At 74.4% G+C, this 16,751-nt stretch carries 17 protein-coding genes; 10 read left to right on the forward strand and 7 right to left on the reverse strand.

The features are described from left to right. Positions 1-8: 8 nt before the first annotated feature. The 6 genes from ACZ6O2_RS16010 to ACZ6O2_RS16035 are packed head-to-tail and all read right to left on the reverse strand — an operon-like array spanning position 9 to position 7,812. Entirely contained in the window at positions 9-1,178 is a 1,170-nt protein-coding gene (locus ACZ6O2_RS16010) for a M23 family metallopeptidase (protein ID WP_466023340.1), read from the reverse strand. After that, the gene (locus ACZ6O2_RS16015) at positions 1,175-1,732 is read right to left on the reverse strand and encodes a hypothetical protein (protein WP_466023341.1); all 558 of its coding nucleotides are present in this window, start codon (positions 1,730-1,732) and stop codon (positions 1,175-1,177) included. Before ACZ6O2_RS16015 ends, ACZ6O2_RS16010 begins: the two co-directional genes overlap by 4 nt. Next, positions 1,729-3,675 (reverse strand): MFS transporter, encoded by a 1,947-nt coding sequence (locus ACZ6O2_RS16020; RefSeq protein ID WP_466023342.1) that lies wholly within the window; start codon positions 3,673-3,675, stop codon positions 1,729-1,731. The genes ACZ6O2_RS16015 and ACZ6O2_RS16020 overlap by 4 nt, the downstream gene beginning before the upstream one ends. A 1-nt stretch (position 3,676) precedes the next feature. Next, on the reverse strand, positions 3,677-7,072 hold the full coding sequence (locus ACZ6O2_RS16025) for an ATP-binding protein (RefSeq protein WP_466023343.1): 3,396 nt from the start codon (positions 7,070-7,072) through the stop codon (positions 3,677-3,679). Between the two features lie 49 nt (positions 7,073-7,121). Continuing rightward, positions 7,122-7,484, reverse strand: coding sequence for a hypothetical protein (locus tag ACZ6O2_RS16030; protein ID WP_088976442.1), 363 nt, complete (start codon positions 7,482-7,484; stop codon positions 7,122-7,124). 13 nt (positions 7,485-7,497) lie between these two features. Next, complete coding sequence (locus ACZ6O2_RS16035) at positions 7,498-7,812, reverse strand: hypothetical protein (protein ID WP_091101477.1); 315 nt, start codon at positions 7,810-7,812, stop codon at positions 7,498-7,500. Positions 7,813-8,155: 343 nt separating this feature from the next. Between ACZ6O2_RS16035 and folP the strand changes: the two genes are divergently transcribed. The 7 genes from folP to ACZ6O2_RS16070 all read left to right on the forward strand — a co-directional run bounded on the left by folP (position 8,156) and on the right by ACZ6O2_RS16070 (position 12,823). Beyond that, positions 8,156-9,076: a dihydropteroate synthase gene (gene folP / locus ACZ6O2_RS16040; RefSeq protein WP_466023344.1), complete on the forward strand. Its 921-nt coding sequence runs from the start codon at positions 8,156-8,158 to the stop codon at positions 9,074-9,076. Continuing rightward, positions 9,073-9,438, forward strand: coding sequence for a dihydroneopterin aldolase (gene folB, locus ACZ6O2_RS16045; protein ID WP_350709435.1), 366 nt, complete (start codon positions 9,073-9,075; stop codon positions 9,436-9,438). The genes folP and folB overlap by 4 nt, the downstream gene beginning before the upstream one ends. Further along, complete coding sequence (gene folK, locus ACZ6O2_RS16050; RefSeq protein ID WP_350709433.1) at positions 9,435-9,959, forward strand: 2-amino-4-hydroxy-6-hydroxymethyldihydropteridine diphosphokinase; 525 nt, start codon at positions 9,435-9,437, stop codon at positions 9,957-9,959. Before folB ends, folK begins: the two co-directional genes overlap by 4 nt. Before the next feature lie 19 nt (positions 9,960-9,978). Then, positions 9,979-10,521: a DUF3180 domain-containing protein gene (locus ACZ6O2_RS16055; protein ID WP_350709431.1), complete on the forward strand. Its 543-nt coding sequence runs from the start codon at positions 9,979-9,981 to the stop codon at positions 10,519-10,521. 118 nt (positions 10,522-10,639) lie between these two features. Beyond that, positions 10,640-11,854 (forward strand): ABC transporter permease, encoded by a 1,215-nt coding sequence (locus ACZ6O2_RS16060; protein ID WP_466023345.1) that lies wholly within the window; start codon positions 10,640-10,642, stop codon positions 11,852-11,854. Positions 11,855-11,950: 96 nt separating this feature from the next. Then, positions 11,951-12,265, forward strand: coding sequence for a hypothetical protein (locus tag ACZ6O2_RS16065; protein WP_466023346.1), 315 nt, complete (start codon positions 11,951-11,953; stop codon positions 12,263-12,265). A 60-nt stretch (positions 12,266-12,325) separates the two neighbouring features. Next, the gene (locus ACZ6O2_RS16070; protein WP_350709426.1) at positions 12,326-12,823 is read left to right on the forward strand and encodes a hypothetical protein; all 498 of its coding nucleotides are present in this window, start codon (positions 12,326-12,328) and stop codon (positions 12,821-12,823) included. A gap of 84 nt (positions 12,824-12,907) precedes the next feature. Here ACZ6O2_RS16070 and ACZ6O2_RS16075 read toward each other — a convergent pair whose 3' ends face one another. Continuing rightward, on the reverse strand, positions 12,908-13,909 hold the full coding sequence (locus tag ACZ6O2_RS16075; protein WP_350709425.1) for an ABC transporter ATP-binding protein: 1,002 nt from the start codon (positions 13,907-13,909) through the stop codon (positions 12,908-12,910). A 2-nt stretch (positions 13,910-13,911) separates the two neighbouring features. Here ACZ6O2_RS16075 and ACZ6O2_RS16080 point away from each other — a divergent pair, with 2 nt between their 5' ends. The 3 genes from ACZ6O2_RS16080 (at position 13,912) to ACZ6O2_RS16090 (ending at position 16,730) form a co-directional block, all read left to right on the forward strand. Further along, on the forward strand, positions 13,912-14,598 hold the full coding sequence (locus ACZ6O2_RS16080) for an ABC transporter permease (protein WP_350709423.1): 687 nt from the start codon (positions 13,912-13,914) through the stop codon (positions 14,596-14,598). Between the two features lie 55 nt (positions 14,599-14,653). Beyond that, the gene (locus ACZ6O2_RS16085) at positions 14,654-15,376 is read left to right on the forward strand and encodes an ABC transporter permease (RefSeq protein WP_350709421.1); all 723 of its coding nucleotides are present in this window, start codon (positions 14,654-14,656) and stop codon (positions 15,374-15,376) included. Positions 15,377-15,725: 349 nt separating this feature from the next. After that, positions 15,726-16,730, forward strand: coding sequence for a glycine betaine ABC transporter substrate-binding protein (locus ACZ6O2_RS16090; RefSeq protein ID WP_466023347.1), 1,005 nt, complete (start codon positions 15,726-15,728; stop codon positions 16,728-16,730). Positions 16,731-16,751 lie beyond the last annotated feature (21 nt).

The following is a 16,751-nucleotide window of genomic DNA, read 5'->3' on the forward strand; positions in this document are numbered from 1 at the left end:
CTGGCGCCTCACGCAGCGCCCTTGAGCGGCGCTCCCCGCGAGCGCATGAACGGCACCGGGTCGATCGCGCCCCGGCTGCTGCGGTCCCCGTCCTCGTGCACCTCGAAGTGCAGGTGCGGGCCGGAGGAGTTGCCGCTGCTGCCCACCTCGCCGATGACCTCGCCGGCCTGGACGGTCTGGCCGACGGAGACCCGGGGCTTGCTCACCATGTGGCAGTAGCGGGTGATGAGGCCGCCAGCGTGCAGGACGTCGACGAACCAGCCGCAGCCGCCCTTGTCCGGCCAACCGTCGGCGTCGCAGCTGAGCCGCCCGCGATTGTCCGGGTCGCAACGGGAGACCAGGACGCGGCCGGTGGCGGCGACCCGGATCAGGGTGCCCTTCGGGGCGGCGATGTCGACTCCGTTGTGCCCGGGCCGGCTCGCCGTGCGGAAGCCCGACCCGACGCCACCCGGGATGGGCGCCGTCCAGCCCGAGGCGGCGATCTCTCCGCCGGCGGCGCGGTCACATGCCTGCTTCCCGCCGACGAGCACGGTCCGGGCCGCCCCACCGGCCAGGGCGTTGACGATCTGCGAGGCGACTTCCTCGTGCTTGGCGTAGGCGTCCGGGAAGGCGCTGATCTGCACTGCCTGGGCGGCCCGCGTCAGCGGCATCCGCTCCCAGCCGGATACCTTGACCAGCTTCTCGTAGAACTTCCGGGCGGCGTACTCGGGCGTCATCCGCTGGGCGACGCTGCCCCAGCTGGCCCGCTGCTGGAAGAGGCCGACAGAGTCGTGGTCGGCCCCCATGCCCTCGTTGGGCAGGTTCTCGGATTCGCCGACGGTCGGGTTCGCCAGGTTGCGCAGCCGGGACTCCTGCATGGCGGTCGCCACGGCGATGACCCAGCCGCGCGGCGGCACCTTCATCTCCTGCCCGACCTTGATGATCCGAGCGGCGTTGCGGAGTTCGACCTCGCCGTACTGGGACATTCGGGGCATGCTGCCCTGGATGTCGACCCGGAAGTCCTCCGTGCAGTCCAGGCTGGCCGACATCATCCGGTCACCCGCGTCACCGCCGAGTTCGGTGAGGAAGAAGGCGCCGGCGCCGCCGGTGCAGCAGAGCAGGGCGAACGTCGCGGTCAGCGCGGCGGCCAGGGCCCCGAGCCGGGGCTGTCGACGGCGCGGTCGGGTCTCGTCGCTCATTCCTGCTCCCAGTCCACCGCGTCCACCAGCCACCGCCCGTCGGGCGCCACCAGTTCGAGGCGGAGCCGTCCCGCGTCGAGCGGGACCAGCACCTCGACGAAGTTCTCGGTCCGGGGCCGGAGCGTGACGTCACCGTTGACCTGCCCGGCCGGCACCCCCGACGGGTCGGCGCCCGCCAGTTTCTCGGTCAGCGCCGGAGTCGACAGGGGACGCAGCCCCTCCTGCCACTGGTCCGCCGTGACGCCCGGCTTGCCCAGCCACGCCGCGACGAAGCGCTCGGCGATCTCCTCCGGCCTGGGCTCACCCGCGCGGGTGACCGGGGACGGGGGAGCGCCCGTCGAGAACGCCCCGTCGTCACCGGCGGTCGGGGCGACCGTGGTGATGGGTCGGCTCGGACGGTTGCTGAGCCCGTCCGTCGGGTCGCCGGGACCGGAGAGCAGCCGGGCCGCCCCGATGACCCCGAACACGACCACGGCGAGAGCGAGCGCGATGCCGAACCGGGACCGCAGCACCCGGGTGACAAGGAATTCGATGGCCCGACGCACCGAACTCACCGCGCCTCGGAGCGGATCCGCGGCGCGGGTCGTGCCGGCTCACGCTCGGCCGAGCCCGGACGGTAGATGACGAATGACGGGTTCTCATCGGGCACGTCCGGCTCGGTCCAGGCGGCTGGCTGGCGCCGACGAGGCCGGGGCGCGACCGGGCGGGGAGTGTCCCGCTCCGCGGTTTCCGGTGCCTCGGCGGCCGACTCGCGGCCGTCCGGCCGCTGCCGCTCCTGATCGCCACCCGTGTGGGCGTGCGACGGGTCCTCCCGGCGGGCCTCCGGCCGCAGGGTGCTCTTCTCCGCCACGGCGGCGCGACGGCGGCCCATCGCCGGCTCGGCCGTGCCGCCGGGCTCCGCGACGTCCAGCCGGGCGGCCGTGCGCATGTCCCGGAAGAAACGCCGGTGCCAGGAGCCGGCCGAACTGACCGCCTCGCTGCTGTCCTTGCCGCCGAGCTGGGTGATCCGGCGGTAGGGGCGCAGGAGCAGCCAGCCCACCACACCGCAGAGCCAGACCAGCACCACCTGCAGCCAGCCCGGCAGCGTCGGCGTGCTCATGATCAGGTCGACCGCGAAGAGGTAGATGGCGGCGCCGGTGCCGAAGATCGCGATGTTGAAGACGGCGGCGACCACCGCGTTTCCCAGCCGGCGCAGCCCGGCGCTGGCCGGTCGCAGCAAACCCACCGTGCCGAGAATCGGCGCGGCGATCACCGCCCAGCGGAAGATCAGGAAGCCGAGCAGCACCAGCAACGAGGCGGTCAGGTCGAACATCGCGAAGAGCACGGCGGCGAGCACCGCGATGAAGCCGGCCCCGATCCGGTCCATGTCCCGGACCCCTTGGAGGTACTCGTACGCCTCCGGGTCCTCGGTCTCGATCTGCTGCGCCACCCTGGCCCACTGCTGCTGCTTCGCCTTGATGGTGGCGTCGCGGGTGGCGGGATTCGACCGGAGCTTCGCCGCCTCCTCCCACGAGAGCGACTTCGCGTCGTACAGAGCCGGGCCGTATTTCTTGGCGGTCTCGCTGTCGGCCGAGCCGAGCGCCCCCCGCAGCCAGTTGCGGTAGAGCATGGCCTCGGTCGCCGTGTCACTGGCCCGGACAGCGGGCGGACGGTTGTCCTTGCACGCCTCGGGGTTCGGGTCGTCGCACTGGCTGGGTGGGGTGTCCTTGGAAGCCGGACCGACAGCGTCGTGCACCACACCCAGCGTGGTGACGAGGGTTCCGTCGGCGATGTTCGCTGACTTGACGGGCCAGGCGGCCAGGGCGGTCACCGCCACCATCACCAGCAGCGCCCAGCCCGCCGTCGTCATCGCGTTGCTCATGTCGGACTGGCGGGAGCGCCAGAGCAGGTAGAGACCGACCACGCAGAGCGTGACGATGCCGAAGACGCTGAACACCTTCTGGTAGACGGCCTTGGTCGCCTGGTCCACCAGCGGGTCCGCCCAGCCCCACATCGAGCGCGGATCCCAGGCGCGCTCCCGGAGCGCGTTCGAGGCGCCGACGATCGCCGTGGCCATCATGAACTCGCCGTTGGCCACCGTGTTGGTGAACTTGTAGTCCGGGTGTAGCACCGCAGTCGCGCAGCCGCTGTCGACGTCGTACGTCGAGTAGCTGTAACCGGCGTAGCCGTAGTCGCTGTAGAAGCCCTTCGGGCCCGGCTTCGTGGCCGACTCCGGACGCGAGGCGAACCAGCCGGCGAGCCCGGAGTCCGGGGCGCCGGGGGTCGGGGCGTTCCGGCACTTGACGTCGTCCTCGGCGACCTCCTTGAGCTTGGCGACGCAGGCGCGGAAGTCGGCCTGCCACTCCGGTGTGGTGCAGAGGTCGGCCGCCGCTGCCTGGGCTGTCGGCGGCGCGGCAACGGCAGGTGCGGCGCCGAGGGCCGGCCAGCCGATCGTGGCCCCGGCGAGTACGCCAAGTGCGAGAAGGAACGCCGCCAGCCGTGCCCGGGCCCCCGCCATGTCACGCCTCCAGGTTCGGCAGGACGGCCGGCAGTACCCCGGCGGCCGCGGCGATCGCGGCGGGAGTGGTGTCGAGGTGGTCCAGCAGCCCGTCGACGTACGAGACGTCGACCCGGACCTTCTGCACCCGACCGTCGACGTCCCGCATGACGAACTCGCGGAAGCCGAGCCGGGTGGCGGAGGTCGCGTCCGCGGTGGAGAGCGAGGCGAGGGTGGCCTCGTAGCCGTCGTCGACCGGCACCCGCAGCAGGCGCAACGCTTCCGAGGCGATCTCCGCGTCCTCGGCGATCCGACCGACGAAGACGGTCGAGACCAGGTTCTGCACGTCGAGGCCGAGGATGTCGCGCGGGTTCTGCGAGGCCACCAGCGCGGCGAGGTTCCACTTGCGGGAGTCGCGGGCGAGCCGGACCAGGAAGGAGCGGCCGGAGCGCCAACCCTCCATGAAGTGCGCCTCGTCCAGGCCGACGAGTTTGCGGGACGACATCGACCCGCCGTAACAGCGGCGTACGGCCAGCCGGTGCGCGGTGTGCAGCATCGGCAGGGCGAGCGCCTCCTCGGCCGACCAGTACTCCCGCTCGATCTTCAGGTCGGGCAGCCGCAGCCCGGCCATGGTGATCACGGTGAGCGCCGCGTCCGCGCCGAGCAGCCCCTCCGGCGGCCGGCCGAAGAAGAGCATGGCCAGCGGCATCTCGGCGGTGTCCAGCAGCAGGTTGGCCAGTTCCCTGCCGGCGTCGTCGTCGAGCTGGCTGAGGCAGGCGACCACGTCGTCCAGGGTGGAGGTCTCCTCCGCCGGCACCTGGCGTACGGCGTGCCGGAACAGGGTGGCGGTGGACGCCTCGCGGGCCACCTGCGGCGGCACCAGCATCATGCAGATGTCCTGTACGAGCATCCGCCGCTCGGCGCGGGCGTTGGAGACGGCGATCTCGAACTCCCGGTCGCCCGCCGCCCCGCTGCCGAACTCGGTGCGCAGCGGGGTCGGGATCAGCGAGTACGGCGCCAGGGTGCCGTGCTCGGAGCCGGTCAGGTTCAGCACCCGCGAGTACGGCCGCAGCTCGGGCATGGCGCACAGCCGGGCCAGCGGGCCGGACGGGTCGAGCAGCGTCACCTGGACGCCGCGCCGGGCCGCGAGGTAGCCCAGGGCGCCGAGCAGGGTGGACTTGCCGCCGCCCGGTTCGGCGACGAAGACGGCGAGGCCGGAGCGTTCACGCACCTCCATCGGGAAGTGCAGGTCGAGGAAGACGGGCCGGCGGCAGGTGCCCGCCGTCCGCCCGATCAGGTCGCCGCGGCGGTCGCCGACCGTGGAGGCGGCCTGCGGGAGGGCGGCGGCGAGCAGGTTGACCGGCATCCGCCGGACGTAGCCGGTGTTGGCGATCGGCTCGCCGGGGATGAACTCGCGGGCCAGCCAGTCCTGGTTCTTCGGGTGCTGCAGCGAGATGCGCAGCTCCCGGGAGTAGAGCTGGATCAGCCGCCGGGCCCGCTCCAGGCACTCCTCGCGGGTCCGCCCGCCGACGGCGATCCGGTGCCAGCCGTGCGCCCGGGCGGAGTCGACCGGCAGGCCGGTCGTCATCTCGTCGCCGATCACCAGGGCCCGCTTGGCCAGCCGCTCCAGCTCGGGCGGGGCGTCGATGCCGTGTTCGGCGTAGTCGAGCTGCTGGGAGCGGATCATCCGGAGCCGGTGCTCGAGGTTACGGAAGGAGTCGCCGGAGCCGAGGATGTCGACCCGGGTGGAGAGCTCCATCGGCCAGGGCAGCCGCTCGTGGAAGTGCAGCCACGGCTCGTGCCGCTCGGGGATCTCCAGCGGTTCCATCCGGCCCACCGCCAGCACGGCGACGTGCCGCTCCTCGCCGGTCATGCGGTTGACCAGCTTGACGGTGGAACCGTACGGGGTGCGGTAGCGCTCCACCTGCTCCGTGAGGGCGAGCAGGTCGCCGCGTTCCCACCGGCCGTCGGTGATCGGGGAGAGCCGGCCGGGGGGCGCCATGCAGAGCGCCACGGAGCGGTAGAGCAGCCATTCCAGCTCCTGCGCGGTGACCCGTCGCCCGCGCATGCCGAACGCGCCCAGCACCTCGTCGAACTGCTCGACGGTGCGCCCGAGCTTGCGGCGCTCGCCCTCGGCCACGCCGCGCCCGAAGGTGCGCAGCAGGCGTTCGGTGAACGAGTCGCCGAGGGAGCGGCGGGCGAAGGTGACGCCGAGGTAGGTCTGCCCCTCGGCGTGGTTGACCGAGAGCAGGTGCCGCTGCGCGGCCACCAGGTGATCGGCCCAGCCGGCGGTGCCCGGGACGTCGGGCAGCGGGGACCGGGTGTGCGCGTCGATGGTGCGGGCCCACTCGTCGGCCGGGAAGGGCCGGGTGGTGCGTCGCAGGTGCAGCCGGAAGCCGGCCAGGCCGGCGTACTGCTCGGAGATCGCCGAGAGCAGCGCCTCCCGCTCCGCGTCCGGCCGGAACGCCCAGCGCACCTCGGGCAGCCAGTACCAGGCGGTGACGGTGTTCGGGGTGAAGGTGAGGTGGCCGGCGATCTCGGTGATGGCCAGCTCGACCGCTGGGTCCCGGTCGCCGAACTTGATCTTCGGCGGCTTGACGCGGACCGGCTTGGTGGGCTGGTTGCGCCGGCCGGCGGAGCGCTGGCGCGGCGGCGTCACGTCCCGCCCCGTGCGCTCCGGCAGCCGCTCCCCGGCCCGCCGCGACGGGCGCTCCGGGGGCACCGGGTCGAGTGGCGCCGGTGGGGGCGGCGGGGTCACGCCGGCCGCCGCGTCGTCCGCCGGTGGGCGGAGCGTCGGCAGCCGGTCCCCGGGCTGGTGCGGCACCCGGACCGCCCGGGCCGGCGGCTCGTGCGCGACCGCCGGTGGCTCGTACGCGACGGCGGGTGGGTCGTAGGCGACGGCCGGCTGCTCGTACGCGACGGCGGGTGGGTCGTACGCGACGGCCGGGGGTTCGTCGTCGGCGTCCGCCGGCGGCGGTTCCACCGCGGGCGCCCGGTCGGCCGTGCCGGTGGAACGGGCGGGCGGCCGGGCGGCGCGCGGCGGGGCCGGAGCGGCGGCCGGGGCCGGCTCGACGGCGGCCGGCTGCTGCGGGATGGCCGCGTGCTCCCGCCCGCTGACCCGCGGCGGCGTGGCCGGCCGCGTGCCGGGGCGCGTCCCCCCGAACAGGTCGAGGAAGGGCGAGTCGATGTCGGCGCTGTCGGCCGGTGGCCCCGGGTCGACCGGCGGCGTCCGGCGCTGCACCGGGCGGGGCGCCTGGAAGACGCCGACGCCGCCGTGCCCGGGGGTGGTCACGAGGGCCGGGTCGAGGGCGACCTCGTCCCGCTCGGGCTCGTCCGGGTAGTCGAACGACCGCGCACGGTTACCGTGCTGGGCGATCGGACGCCCGGCCGGGGAGCCCGGCGTGGAAGAGCGACTCATGCGACCGCCTCACCCGCGTCGTGCGACTGCCTGATCGACGTACGCCCGGTCATGCCAGCTCCTCCCGGATCCTGATCCGGCTGCCGACCAGGCGGGGGTCCCGCTGCTCGGCGGCCGGCTCCCGGGTCCGTCGCCAGTCGGTCAGCGCGGTGCGGATCACCATGCGCGCCGGCCGGTCCGGGTCGACGTACCGGAAGATGAACGAGGTGGTCACGATGGCCAGCGCGATCTCCCAGGCCGGGAAGAGTTCGACCTGCAGCGTGAACAACCAGTGGATGAACATGTAGAGGGGGACGAGCAGCATGAACAGCCCGTACTGGGCGTAGGGCAGGTGGACCGGAAGGGTGTAGCCGGGCGGCCCGAGGTAGACCAGGCGAGCCCGGTAGATGTCGTCGTCGGTGCGCAGCCGCATGTCGTGCCCGCGCCTATTCGAAGATCAGGTCGATCAGGTAGTCGCCGATGAAGAAGAGTGTGGCGGCTCCGGCGATGAAGGCGAGCCCGACGATCGCGATGGCCGAGCTGGTCAGCACCTTGGAGATCTCGCCCCGGCTGGCCCGCCCGATGAAGATGACGCCCAGCACGGCCAGCAGGATCGGAGCGATCTTGCTGGCGAAGAACGTGACGACACCCTCGGTGTCGATGCCCTTGGGCGCGGGCTCGGCGAGTGGAGTCGACGCCAGGGTGGAGAGCGTGTGGGCGGCGGCGGACGTCACCGTCTCCATCAGCTCGATGGCGATCACTGGAACCTCCCCAAGTCGCGGCCGGCGGCGCCGCGGTGGTGCAGTAGGCATGCCTGGCGGGAATGGTGCTCACTGGGCGCAGAGTCGATGACCCTGCGTTCTTTGCCCGCCACGGAGGGTGGCGAGCTTTGGGCGGATTCTCCCGCTTCGGCCCTCCCTCCAGGCTTCGCCATCTCGATGCCGGGCAATTCCAAAGCGTACGGGCAGGCCCTCAATGCGACAAGCCGCGAAGAGTCTGCCCGATCCGACCCGGGCGACCGATCGTACACCCGTTCGAATGCGCATGTCACCGCCCTCGACCCGGCCCGCCCGGGGTGCTCCGGCCGACCGGTACCGTCTAGTCGTGACCGATCTGGTACGGGCCTCGGCCCCGGTGGTGATGGGCGTCCTCAACGTCACGCCCGACTCCTTCTCCGACGGCGGACGGTACGCCGACCTCGACGCCGCCGTCGGACACGGCGTGCGGCTGCGGGCCGACGGCGCCCACCTGGTGGACGTGGGCGGGGAGTCCACCCGGCCCGGCTCCGACCGGGTCGACGCCGACACCGAGACGGCCCGGGTGCTGCCGGTCGTCCGGGAGCTGGCCGCCGCCGGCGTGCCGATCAGCATCGACACCACCCGCGCGCGGGTCGCCGAGGCCGCCCTCGCCGCCGGCGCGGCGGTGGTCAACGACGTCTCCGGCGGCCTCGCCGACCCCGACATGGCCCGGGTGGTCCGGGACGCCGGCTGCCCCTGGGTGCTGATGCACTGGCGCGGCCACGCCCGCGAGATGGGCGAGCTGGCCCGCTACACCGACGTGGTCGCCGACGTCCGCGCCGAGCTGGGCCGGCGTGTCGACGAGGCGCTGGCGGCCGGCGTCGCCGCCGACCGCATCGTGATCGACCCGGGGCTCGGCTTCGCCAAGACGGCCGCGCACAACTGGGAGCTGAGCGCCCGCCTGCCCGAGCTGCTGGAGCTGGGCTTCCCGCTGCTCTTCGCGTCCAGCCGCAAGGCGTACCTGGGTCGGCTGCTGGCCGGCCCCGACGACGCCCCCCGCCCGACGGACGGCCGGGACGCGGCCACCGTCGCCACCAGCCTGCTCGCGGTGGCGGCCGGCGCCTGGGGCGTCCGCGTGCACGACGTCCGCGCCACCGCGGACGCGCTCGCCGTCTGGCGGGCCACCGGCGCGCCCCGCCTGACGCCCCCGACCACCGCCGCGGCCCGGGCGGCCCACGCGGGCGCCGGCCGGGCGGGCGGCACCGCCGACCACGGAGGAGACCGATGACCGACCGCATCCAACTGACCGGCCTGCGGGCGCACGGCCGGCACGGGGTGTACGACTTCGAACGCGCCCAGGGGCAGGACTTCGTCGTCGACGCCGTCCTGGAGATGGACCTGGCCCCGGCGGCGCGCTCCGACGAGGTGGGCGACACCGTCCACTACGGCGAACTGGCCGAGCGGCTGGTCGCCGTCGTCACCGGCGAGCCGGTCAACCTGATCGAGACGCTCGCCGACCGGCTGCTGACCGTCTGCCTGGCCGACCCCAGGGTCGAGGTCGCCACGGTCACCGTGCACAAGCCGGAGGCGCCCGTCCCGCACGCCTTCACCGACGTGGCCGTCACCATGACCCGGCGGCGCGACCGGTGACCCGGGCCGTCCTCTCCCTCGGCAGCAACCTCGGCGACCGGCTGGCGCACCTGCGCTCCGCCGTGTCGGCGTTCGGCGACGACGTGCTCCTGCTCTCCGGCGTCTACGAGACTCCACCGTGGGGGGACCAGGACCAGCCCGCGTACCTCAACGCGGTGCTGCTCGCCGAGGACCCGGCCGCGACGCCGCGCGACTGGCTGGAGCGGGCCCGGGCGGCGGAGCGCGCCGCGGGCCGCACCCGCGACCCGCAGCGGCGCTTCGGGCCGCGCACCCTGGACGTCGACGTCATCGCCGTCTGGGCCGACGACGAGCCGGTGGTCAGCGACGACCCGGAGCTGACCCTGCCGCACCCCCGGGCGCACCTGCGGGCGTTCGTGCTGCGGCCGTGGATCGACATCCAGCCGTACGGGCGGCTGCCCGGGCACGGCTGGCTGACGGACCTGCTCAACACCGGCCCGGCCGCCGCCGACGCCCTGGATCTGCGCCCCCGGCCGGATCTGGCGATAGAGTCGACGGCATGACCCAGTGGAGCCGGCCGGCATGACGCAGGCGCGATCCCCACGCCCGGGCGGGACGGGTCCGGACCGGTTCCGGATGGGCCCCACCCGGATCTCCACCCTGGTGGTGGCGGGCCTCGGCGCCGCCGCCGTGGCCTGGCTGCTGATCAGCACCCTCTACTACGACTACCTGCCCGACCTGCCGTGGCTGCCGGTCGTCACCCTGGCCGCGCTCGCCGTGCTGGAGGGGTACGCCGCGGTCAACACCCGGGGGCGGATCGAGCGCCGGCCGGGCCGCGACCCGGTCAACCCGCTGCTGGTCGCCCGGTTCGTGGTGCTGGCCAAGGCGTCCTCGCTGGCCGGCGCGATCTTCGCCGGCTTCTACGCCGGGCTGACCGGCTGGCTCTTCCTCGAGCGCACGGACGCCGCGATGGACGACCGGCCGGTCGCCGGCGCCGGTCTGCTCGCGGGGTTGGCCCTGGTGGCGGCGGCGCTCTGGCTGGAGCGCGCTTGCCGCGTCCCCGAGCAGGAGGACGACGAGGACCGCGAGCCCGGCGACCGGGAGAACCGCCCCGGCCCGCGCTGATCCGGGGGTTACGCCCGGCCTCCCGCACGGGTAGCGTGCCTGCGACCGGAGAGCAACGGCCGCCCCGGCCCGCCCGCGCGTCGGACCTGGACGAGCGGCCACGTGGGAGGCGGCGGCTATGGGGTACGACGAACCGGGGCGCGACGCGTCCGCCGAGCCGTCGTCCGGCATCCCGGCCGCCGTCCTGGAGAACGTCTTCGACGACCCCGCGCACGGGGAACCCGGCCGGGACCGGTTCGCGGTCCACGTCGCCTGGGAGTCGCTGCTCCTCGTCGCGCTGGGCGTCGGGACGTTCCTGCTCTGGCGGGAGAACCCGGACGCGCTGCGCGGCGCCGGGCTGCGCTCGCTGCTGCTGGACGCGGTCGTGCTCGGGCTGCTGGCGCTGGCCGCCGGGCTGAGCCTGCGTACCGCCGCGGTGAACCTGGCGGTGGGCCCGGTGGCGGTCGCCGCCGCGCTGCACATGGCCGAGCAGGGCGACCGGGGCGTCACGGCGGCCACCGGGCCGGCCCTGACGGTCGCCGCGCTGGGCGGGCTCGCCCTGGCGCTGGCCGTCGTGGTGCTGCACGTCCCCGGCTGGGCCGCCAGCCTCGCCGGTGCGGCGGCGGTCGTCGTGTACATCGAGCAGCGCTCCGCGCCGGTCCTCCCGCAGGGTGACTACGACCCGGGGCGTGGCGCGCTGCACCTCTTCGCCGGGCTCGCGGCCGTCGCCGTGCTCGGCGGCTTGTTGGGGGCGGTGCGGGCGGTCCGCCGGCTGGTCGGCCGCTTCCGCCCGGTCGTCGACCCGGCCCGTCGCCGCGGCGTGGTGGCGGCGGTGGTCGTCTCCGGCGCGCTCGTCTGCTCGACCGTGCTGGCCGCCCTCGCCGGCATGCTCACCGCCACCCGCGCCACCGGGCCGGTCGCGCCCGACGCCGGGCTGGACTGGACGGTGCTGGCGGTCGGCGTGGCGCTGCTCGCCGGCACCAGTGCCTACGGCCGGCGGGGCGGCGTGTTCGGCACCCTGCTGGCGGTGTGCCTGGTCGCGATCTTCGTCGCGTACGCGCAGGCCCGGGGCTGGACGGTGAGCCGCTGGGCGGTCGGCGCGGCGGCGCTCGGCGTGGGGCTGCTGGTCACCCGCCTGGTCGAGGCGTACGGGCGGCCGGCGGTCGGCGCGGCGGCGGAACCGGTCCCGGTCGGGGACGGCCGGATCGGCACGGGTTGGGCGGCGCCCCGGCCCGACCCGGTCGGCGACTGGCCGCCCGCCCTGCCGGCGCAGTCCACCGAGAGCCCGGCGGACCCCTGGAGCGTGCCGCGGTGGGAGAGCGGGCCCCGCCGGTGGGAGAGCGACGACCGCTGAGCGGTCACCCCTGACCGGCCGCGGGGCGGGCCGGCGGTGCCGGCCGGTGTCGCGTCCACCCTGCCGGCGGTGATCTCGGCGGTTAGGCTCGGCGGCATGACCGACACACCATCGACCTCCGCCGGCCCGTCGTTCGAGGAGCTCGACGCGCTGTCCACTGAGGAGCTGCGGGAGCGGGCCTTCGCGGTCGCCCGGGAGCGCCGCGACGTGGGCTTCTTCTGGTCGGTGCTGCGGCACCTGCCGAACGCGGACGAGGCCGCCGTACTGGACGGCGCGCCCAACTCGGTGGGGCCGACGATCGACGAGGCCGCTGCGCTGTGGCGGGAGCTGACCGGGCACGGCTACGAGGAGTCCGCGCCGCTGCTGCGGGCCGCCTTCATCGACTACCTGATGACGCACCCGCGGAAGTGACGGCGGCCGACGGGCCCCGGCAGGTTTGCTCCCCGAGGTCCGCCGGGAACTGATCCGATCATGGCGCTCACCAACCCGCCGCGGGCCGGCGGCCGCTACGGGACGGCGGCGGGCACCGGCGCGCTCGCCGCGCTCCTGCTGGTCGCGGTCTGCGGCAGCCCGGCGTACGTCGGCTGGGCCACCGGCACCGACCCCAACTCCGCCGGCGGCTGGTTCCTGCAACTGCTCGCCTGGCCGGCCTGGCGGTTCGACGGCGGCGATGCCTCCGGCGGCCTGCTCGTCGCGAACCTGCGGGCCGTCCTGCTGGTGATCCTCGCCGTGGTCTTCCTCTACCTGCTGCCCGCCACGCAGGTGGCCCGGGTGCAGGGGTCGGCGAGCCAGTTCTTCTCCGGCTGGGCCGCCTACGTCCTGGCCGGCGGCTTCGCCTCGCTGCTCGCCGCGTTCCTCGGCCCCGATCCGTCGCTGCTGACCGCCATCCAGTCGGCCGGCACCGGTGCGACGTACGGCTTCCTCTCCGGCTGGATCATCGGCACGGCCAGCCTCGGCGGCCGGGCCTGACCCGCCGGCCCGCGATGCCCCGCCGTCCGACCCGGCCCCGCTGCCCGCCCGCCTTCCCGGCCGGCGTCGGGGCGGCCGCCCCGGTCACCGGTCGGGCCGGCCCAGTTCGAGCAGTCGCGTCCGGCTGAGCACGCCCACCGGCCGCCCCTCGTCGGTCACCACCACCCGGTCCGCGGCCGAGGTCAGCAGCGCCCCCAGCGCGTCGTACGCCGAGTCGCCCCGCGACACCGTCGGCAGCTCGGCCACCCCGGTCGCCGGCAGCGGCTCGACGGCCGCGCCGGTCAGCGGGGTGACCGCCAGCCGGCGGATGCCCCGGTCGGCGCCGACGAACTCGCGGACGAAGGGCGTGGCGGGCGCCCCGAGCACGGCGGCCGGCGTGTCGTACTGCTCCAGGCGACCGCCCTGGGAGAGCACCGCGATCCGGTCGCCCAGCCGGACCGCCTCGTCGAGGTCGTGGGTGACCAGCACGATCGTCTTGCGCACCTCGGCCTGCAACCGCAGGAACTCCTCCTGCAACCGGGTCCGGGCGATCGGATCGACGGCCGAGAACGGCTCGTCCATCAGCAGCACCACCGGGTCGGCGGCGAGGGCCCTCGCCACCCCGACCCGCTGCCGCTGACCGCCGGAGAGCTCGTGCGGGTAGCGGCGGCCGAACGTCGCCGGGTCGAGCCCCACCAGCTCCAGCAGCTCGTCGACCCGGCGGCGGCTGCGCTCGCGGGGCCAGCCGAGCAGCCGGGGCACGGTGGCGACGTTGGCGCTGACCGTCTGGTGGGGGAAGAGCCCGACGTTCTGGATCACGTAGCCGATCCGGCGGCGCAGCCCGACCGGGTCCACCCGGGTGACGTCCTCACCGTCGAGCAGGATGCGGCCACCGGTCGGCTCGATCAGCCGGTTGACCATCCGCAGCACCGTCGACTTGCCGCAGCCCGACGGTCCGATGAGCACCACCAGCTCCCCGGCGGCGATGTCGAGGCTCAGCTCGCGTACGGCCTCGGTGCCGTCCGGGTAGCGCTTGTGGATGCCCTCCAGCGCGATGGACGCCGCACGCGGCCCGCCGTGATCCGTGGTTGCCGGGGTAACGTCCACACATGTCCTTCCGCCTGAGCTACCGGGCCGACCCGGGTAACCCGTGGTTCTCCTGGCAGTACGTGCGGGACAACTCTGACACGATCCTCGCCGCCGTGCGGGAGCACACCTCGCTGACGGTGCGCGCGGTGTTGATCGCCGCCCTGGTCGCCGTGCCGCTGGCCGTGGCCGCGTACTGGTTCCGCTCGCTGGCCGGGCCGGTGCTGGCCGTCACCGGGGTGCTCTACACGGTGCCGTCGCTGGCGCTGTTCGCGTTCATCGCGCCCTACCTGGGCATCGGCGCGGTGACGGCGCTGAGCGTGGTGGTCCTCTACGCGCTGCTGGTGATCGTCCGCAACGCCCTCGCCGGGCTCAACCAGGTGCCTCCCGAGGTGCGTGAGGCGGCCGAGGGGATGGGGTACGGCCGCTGGGGCCGGCTGTTCCGGGTCGAGCTGCCGCTGGCCCTGCCGGGCATCCTCACCGGCCTGCGGCTGGCCACGGTCTCCACGGTGGCCCTGGTGACCGTGGGCGTGGTGATCGGGCGTGGCGGTCTCGGGCAGCTGATCTTCGCCGGCTTCCAGAACAACTTCTACAAGGCGCAGATCATGACGGGGACGCTGCTCTGCGTCCTGCTCGCCCTGGTGCTCGACCTGATCCTGGCCGGCGTGGGCCGGCTGCTGACCCCCTGGCTGCGGAGCAGGGCGGCGTGAGCGCTCGGAACGCCGCGCGGCGCAGTCCCGCGGTCGCGAACGGAGGGCGGGCCCGATGAACCCCGTCGAGGCGGCGCTGGTCTGGCTCAACGACCCGCTGAACTGGACCAATCCGGGCGGGATCCTGGAGCGGCTCGGCGAGCACCTGTCGATGTCGGCGGCGGCGGTGGCGCTGGGTTGCCTGGTCGCCTGGCCGATCGGGCTCTGGCTCGGGCACACGGGTCGGGGCGGGGGCCTGGTGGTGCTGGTGTCGAACGTCACCCTCGCCGTGCCGACGCTGGCCCTGCTCACCATCCTGCCGCTGACCTTCCTCGGCTTCGGCCAGCCGTCGGTGGTGGTCGCGCTGGCCGTCTTCGCGGTGCCGCCGCTGCTGGCCAACGCGTACACGGGGGTGCGGCAGGTCGATCCGGAGGCCCGGGACGCGGCGCGCGGCATGGGCTTCTCGGGGTGGCAGTTGCTGCGCCGGGTCGAGCTGCCGTTGGCGGTGCCCTACCTGGCGGCCGGATTCCGCACGGCGGCGGTGCAGGTGGTGGCGACCGCCGCGCTGGCCTCCTTCGTCAACGGCGGCGGTCTCGGGCAGATCATCCGCGCCGGGTTCGGGCTGGACATCGCCGCCGGCGGCGGCCAGATCCTCGCCGGCGGCGTGCTGGTGGCCGGGCTCGCCGTCCTGGTCGAGCTGGTGCTGGCCCTGGTCGAGCGACTGGTCACCCCGCGCCCGCTGCGGGCCACCCGCCGCCGGGCCCGCCGCCGCGCGGCGGACGCGCTGGCCGGCGGCTGAGCTCCGGTCCGCCCCTGGCGGACGCCGCACCCGGGAGTGCCCGCCGACGCACGCCGACGGGCACTGCCGGTCACCGACGCCCGCTGCCGCTCACCGACCCGCGCTGCCGGTCGTCGATGCCCGCTACCGCTTATCGATGTCCGCTGCCCGGTGACCGTCGACGGGTGACGATCCGGTGACAAAGCTTTCCTCGGGTTGTCGGACGCGTGTGGAAGATGTTGGGTGGAAAATCGCGGGCGGCCGGACAGGGGGCCGCCCGGCGGACACAGCGGGCGGCCGGAGAGGGATCGCCCGTCGGACACGCGGCCGGCCCGGACGGGTCGCGCCGGGACACGGAAGGCGGGCACTGATGCGCGCACGTACACGACTGGCGGTCGGTGCGGTGGGAGCCCTCGCCGCGGCAGGGCTGCTGACCGGATGCGGCGACGCCGGCTCCTCCGGCACGGACGCCCCGGAGCAGGCGGCCTCCGGGGCCGGCTGCGCCCCGGTCGCCGGTGACCAGCTCGTCGTCCTCGACGACGACAAGAAGCTCCAGAACACCGACAACGTCATCCCGGCGGTCAACGCCAAGGCGGCCAACCCGCAGCTGCTCGCGGCGCTGGACAAGGTCTCGGCGGCGCTCGACACGCCGAAGCTGATCCAGCTCAACAAGGCCGTCGACGTGGACCGCAAGACGGCGCAGAAGGCGGCCGAGGAGTTCGCCGCGGCCAACGGCGTCACCACGGGAATCGCCAAGGGGCCCGGCGGTCAGATCGTGGTCGGCGCGGCCAACTTCACGGAGAACGAGATCCTGGCCGAGCTCTACAAGATCGCGCTGACCGCCGCCGGCTACGAGGCCAAGGTGCAGCAGATCGGCAACCGCGAGCTCTACGAGCCGGCCCTGGAGCGGGGCGAGATCCAGGTGGTCCCGGAGTACGCGGCGACCATGGCCGAGTTCCTCAACACCAAGGCCAACGGCAAGGACGCCCAGCCGGTGTCCTCGCCCGAGCTGGCGAAGACCGTCGCCGCGCTGAAGGCCGCCGGCGACAAGGTGGGCCTCGTCTTCGGCACGCCCGCCGCCGCCCAGGACCAGAACGCCTTCGCCGTGACGAAGGCCTTCGCCGACAAGTACGGCGTCCGCACGCTCTCGGAGCTGGCCGCGAAGTGCTCGGGCCAGGCCACGGTGCTGGCCGGGCCGCCGGAGTGCCCGCAGCGGCCGAAGTGCGGGGCCGGGCTGGTCCAGGTCTACGACTTCAAGGCCGGCTCGTTCAGCTCGCTGGACCAGGGCGGCCCGCAGACCAAGAACGCCCTCAAGACCGGCGCCGCCAGCGTGGGCCTGGTCTTCTCGTCGGACGGCGCGCTGGCCGCCAGCTGATCCCCGGCCGGTAGCCGACGG

It is taken from the genome of Micromonospora sp. NPDC048040, from assembly GCF_055587185.1.

Bases quoted from the DNA above. Each gene is read 5' to 3' on its own strand.
- ACZ6O2_RS16025 (WP_466023343.1), bottom strand. From the start codon at position 7,072: ATGAGTCGCTCTTCCACGCCGGGCTCCCCGGCCGGGCGTCCGATCGCC.
- ACZ6O2_RS16020 (WP_466023342.1), bottom strand. From the start codon at position 3,675: ATGGCGGGGGCCCGGGCACGGCTGGCGGCGTTCCTTCTCGCACTTGGC.
- ACZ6O2_RS16010 (WP_466023340.1), bottom strand. From the start codon at position 1,178: ATGAGCGACGAGACCCGACCGCGCCGTCGACAGCCCCGGCTCGGGGCC.
- ACZ6O2_RS16060 (WP_466023345.1), top strand. From the start codon at position 10,640: ATGGGGTACGACGAACCGGGGCGCGACGCGTCCGCCGAGCCGTCGTCC.
- ACZ6O2_RS16065 (WP_466023346.1), top strand. From the start codon at position 11,951: ATGACCGACACACCATCGACCTCCGCCGGCCCGTCGTTCGAGGAGCTC.
- ACZ6O2_RS16030 (WP_088976442.1), bottom strand. From the start codon at position 7,484: ATGCGGCTGCGCACCGACGACGACATCTACCGGGCTCGCCTGGTCTAC.
- ACZ6O2_RS16090 (WP_466023347.1), top strand. From the start codon at position 15,726: ATGCGCGCACGTACACGACTGGCGGTCGGTGCGGTGGGAGCCCTCGCC.
- folB (WP_350709435.1), top strand. From the start codon at position 9,073: ATGACCGACCGCATCCAACTGACCGGCCTGCGGGCGCACGGCCGGCAC.
- ACZ6O2_RS16080 (WP_350709423.1), top strand. From the start codon at position 13,912: ATGTCCTTCCGCCTGAGCTACCGGGCCGACCCGGGTAACCCGTGGTTC.
- ACZ6O2_RS16085 (WP_350709421.1), top strand. From the start codon at position 14,654: ATGAACCCCGTCGAGGCGGCGCTGGTCTGGCTCAACGACCCGCTGAAC.
- ACZ6O2_RS16070 (WP_350709426.1), top strand. From the start codon at position 12,326: ATGGCGCTCACCAACCCGCCGCGGGCCGGCGGCCGCTACGGGACGGCG.
- ACZ6O2_RS16055 (WP_350709431.1), top strand. From the start codon at position 9,979: ATGACGCAGGCGCGATCCCCACGCCCGGGCGGGACGGGTCCGGACCGG.